This is a genomic window from Actinomadura bangladeshensis, assembly GCF_004348335.1.
GTDB classification, from domain to species: Bacteria; Actinomycetota; Actinomycetes; order Streptosporangiales; family Streptosporangiaceae; genus Spirillospora; species Spirillospora bangladeshensis.
The window spans coordinates 1-2,466 of sequence record NZ_SMJW01000484.1; the positions used below are offsets into that span (position 1 = coordinate 1).

3 protein-coding genes are annotated in these 2,466 nt (G+C 68.5%); all 3 read left to right on the plus strand.

Annotated elements, in window-relative coordinates; all coding sequences use genetic code 11:
• The first annotated feature begins 160 nt into the window (after positions 1-160).
• The 3 genes from E1284_RS40145 (at position 161) to E1284_RS40155 (ending at position 2,249) form a co-directional block, all read left to right on the plus strand.
• Entirely contained in the window at positions 161-724 is a 564-nt protein-coding gene (locus E1284_RS40145) for a Uma2 family endonuclease (protein ID WP_131945349.1), read from the plus strand.
• A 132-nt stretch (positions 725-856) separates the two neighbouring features.
• Positions 857-1,681, plus strand: a complete 825-nt coding sequence (locus E1284_RS40150) for a methyltransferase domain-containing protein (RefSeq protein ID WP_165965626.1) — start codon at positions 857-859, stop codon at positions 1,679-1,681.
• A 154-nt stretch (positions 1,682-1,835) separates the two neighbouring features.
• Complete coding sequence (locus E1284_RS40155) at positions 1,836-2,249, plus strand: hypothetical protein (RefSeq protein ID WP_131945351.1); 414 nt, start codon at positions 1,836-1,838, stop codon at positions 2,247-2,249.
• Positions 2,250-2,466: the final 217 nt, after the last annotated feature.

Sequence of the window (2,466 nt, forward strand, 5' to 3'; positions counted from 1 at the left end):
CCACCCCTCCCCGTGAGGTCCCGGCCCGTCCACCTACCCCAGAGGTACCCCGTCCAAGGGGACGCTCCCGTTGGCGCGGCTCAGCCCGCCCCGGGGAGGATGCGTTGCTAGTGTCAAGGGTATGGTGCAACTTCTCTGACACCATGAACGGAGAATTGTCATGACGGCGATGCCGGAAGAGCCGTCGCCCGTCCGTGGCGACCTGCGCGAGGCGTACGCTGCGCTCGATGTGATGCCGGGCTTCCGTGCCGAGTTGGTAGATGGAGAGATCATCGTGTCACCGACCCCCGACGGGCAGCACGAGACCATCGTCGTGGCCGTCGATGACTGGGTGCGGGACGTCCACGATCTGCGGCTGCATCGCAACCTGACACTGATCAGCCCAGAGGGCGAGTACGTTCCTGATGGGATCGCCGCTCCCAAGGGTGCTTTCGCCGGACGGGAATGGCACAGCAAGCCCGACGGCGTGGTGATGGTCGTGGAGGTGACCTCCGGCCGTCCGCGTGATCGCAAGGGCGCCGAACGCGACCGTGGGCCCAAGCGCCAGGGCTACGCCGCCGCCGACATCCCGCTGTACCTGCTGATCGACCGGCTGGACGGCAAGGCCACGATCTTCTCCGAGCCACGCGGCGGCGACTATGCGCACAGCGCCTCGGCCGCTCTCGGCGACGACCTGACCATTCCCGAGCCGCTCGAAGGCGTCCTCCCGACCCACGGCTTCTAACCCGCCAGCCGCACCGCCCTCCTTCCGGGTCTACGGCGACGACGCGGTCATCACCCAGCTTGATGACGGCGCGACCGATCTCGCGACCGGTGAGGGCCGGTTCACCTCGTCGCTATCCGCGTCCAAACCGTCGTGTCCCTTCTGGAATTGCTGGACGTCGAGCCGGGGCATCGCGTGCTGGACGTGGGCACCGGCACCGGCTGGACGGCCGCGCTGCTGTCGCGGCTGGTCGGCTCGGCGAACGTCACGAGCGTGGAGGTCGACCCCGCGGTGTCGGCGCAGGCGTCCGCCAACCTCAAGCGCGCGGGCCACGCGCCTCGGCTCATCGTTGGGGACGGCGCTCACGGTTGGGTGCAGGGAGCGCCCTACGACCGGGTGCACGCCACCTGCGCGGTCGCCCGCGTGCCGTATGCGTGGGTGGAGCAGACCCGCCCGGGCGGGGTGATCGTGACGCCCTACGCTCCAGGGTTCGGGTCCAGCCACGAACTGCGGCTCGTGGTGATGCCGGACGGTACCGCCGTGGGCCGGTTGACCGGCTACGCCTCGTACATGATGATGCGAGCGCAGCGTCACCCCGAATGGGACGCCTCTGACCGGCACGGGAACCGATCCACGACCGACATCGACCCCCGGACCATCGGCTACGCCCCGGCAGGCGCCAACCTGGCGATGGGAGCTGCGCTACCGGGCGTGTGCGCCCGGGGCGCACACGACGGCGACGCCTACACCCTGCGCCTGTGGAGCGCGGACGCGTGGGCCGAAGCCCACTACGAGCCTGGCCGCGACTCCTTCGACGTCGAACAGGGCGGGGACCAGCGCCTGTGGGATCTGGCGGTATCGGCCTACTTCGACTGGATCGCCCACCGCAGCCCCGGCCGCGACCGCTTCGGCCTGACCGTCTCACCCACCGGCGACCGCCTCTGGCTGGACCAGCCCACCGACAACGTCCGCCTCTGACCCCCATGAGCAGTGGGCAGCGCTCCTGTCGGCGGCCTCGTGAGGATGGTGCCGTCCGCGCGGAACCGCCGGTGCTGTTTTCTCCTGGTCCTACGTTCGTGAGCACGCTTTGATGTAGGTGGGTGCGGGATGGCGTTCCAAAGGCGGTGGGTAGATGGGGTTCTGGGCGCGGCTTCTGGTGTGGGTTGTCGTTTTCCTGGTCGCGGTGGTCGGCGGAGGTCTCGGGGCGATGCTCTTCTGGTCTCCTGCTTTTGTCGCGTGGGCCTGTGTGTATGTGGCGATCGGCGTCCTTGCGGAGGCTTGGTTGCGGCAGCGGGAGCGGGGACAGGGATGGAACGTGGCGGACCGTCCCGTTCTACAGCATCCAATCGAATGGTCGATCGTCCTCGTCGTTATCGCGGCGCTGATCGGGACCGGCAATGCCCACCTCGTCAGCCTGGCCCCGGGCGTGGGAGTCCTCTTCGTCGTCATTCCCTATGCGTGGCGTGAACGGCGTCGGGCTGGGGCTCAGAAGCGGGCCGAGGTGGCGGCCGGCCCGTCCGACGATGATGAGCGCCACGCGGTCTAGCTGGGAGTTCAGCGGGTGGTGGTCAGCGCGACCTTTCCGCGGCGCTCGTCCGCGAAGCGGTAGTGCTCCGCGTGGTAGCGGGCACCAGTTCCCTCTGTGTCAGGCTCAGGTGGGACACGAGGGAATGAAGTTCCCTAACTGATGTGAACAGGGCGAGAACGGGTACTGAGCAGAGTGACGATGACCAGCCACGATCTTCCTTCCGGTGACGGGCCGC

Coding starts and splice junctions, on each gene's coding strand:
- E1284_RS40145 (WP_131945349.1), top strand. CDS start 161: ATGACGGCGATGCCGGAAGAGCCGTCGCCCGTCCGTGGCGACCTGCGC.
- E1284_RS40155 (WP_131945351.1), top strand. CDS start 1,836: ATGGGGTTCTGGGCGCGGCTTCTGGTGTGGGTTGTCGTTTTCCTGGTC.